The sequence below is a fragment of the Streptomyces sp. NPDC058469 genome (genome assembly GCF_042721125.1).
Lineage (GTDB): Bacteria > Actinomycetota > Actinomycetes > Streptomycetales > Streptomycetaceae > Streptomyces.
Genome location: NZ_JBHXME010000366.1, coordinates 1 through 1,152 on the forward strand (window position 1 = coordinate 1; position 1,152 = coordinate 1,152).

The following is a 1,152-nucleotide window of genomic DNA, read 5'->3' on the forward strand; positions in this document are numbered from 1 at the left end:
CGCTCCCGACCGTGCGGTGCTTGCCTGTCGGGTTCTGGAAGCCTACAAGTGGTGTCGCCTCTGCGGCTGTGAAGGCGTCGTGCGTGACACCGTCATCCGGCACCTCGCCCACGAGCCGCTCGGGTGGCGACCCACCACCTTGGCGGTCACGATCCGCCGCTACCGGTGCGCCGAGTGTTCGCACGTGTGGCGCCAGGACACGAGCCGGGCGGCCGAGCCGCGAGCGAAGTTGTCGCGCCGTGGGCTGCGGTGGGCGCTGGAAGCGATCGTGATCCAGCACCTCACTGTCTCCCGGGTTGCCGAGGGCCTCGGGGTCGCGTGGAACACCGCCAACGACGCCGTCTTGGCCGAGGGCAAGCGGATCCTGATCGACGACGCGACCAGGTTCGAGGGGGTACGGGTCCTCGGGGTAGACGAGCACGTGTGGCGCCACACCAGGAAGGGCGACAAGTACGTCACCGTGATCATCGATCTGACCGGGATCCGTGACGGCACCGGCCCTGCACGGTTGCTCGACATGGTCGAAGGCCGATCCAAGCAAGCGTTCAAGACCTGGCTCAGCGACCGACCGAAGGCGTGGCGCGACGGTGTCGAGGTCGTCGCGATGGACGGGTTCACCGGCTTCAAGACCGCCACCACCGAGGAACTGCCGGACGCGGTGACGGTCATGGATCCGTTCCACGTTGTCAGGTTGGCCAGCAACGCGTCAGACCGGTGCCGACGACGAATCCAGCAGATCATCCACGGCCACCGAGGCCGCAAGGACGACCCGCTCTACCGGGCCCGGCGGACCCTGCACACCGGCGCCGACCTCCTCACCGACAAGCAGAAAGACAGGCTCGCGACCCTGTTCGACGGGAATCAGCACGTGCAGGTCGAGGCGACCTGGGGGATCTACCAGCGGATGATCGCCGCGTACCGCGAACCAGACCGTGCCCGTGGCCGCGACCTGATGGTCAAGCTGATCGAGTCCGTCAGCCACGGCGTCCCAACCGTGCTGAGCGAGCTGATCACGCTCGGGCGGACCCTGAAGCAGCGCGCCGACGACGTCTTGGCCTACTTCGACCGGCCCGGCACGAGCAACGGACCCACTGAGGCGATCAACGGCAGGCTCGAGCACCTGCGCGGCTCAGCACTCGGGTTCCGCAACCT

1 protein-coding gene is annotated in these 1,152 nt (G+C 67.7%); it reads left to right on the forward strand.

Annotated elements, in window-relative coordinates; translation table 11 throughout:
- The coding region (locus tag ACFWP5_RS52495) for an ISL3 family transposase (protein ID WP_384174575.1) at window positions 1-1,152 on the forward strand (1,152 nt) is incomplete at both ends.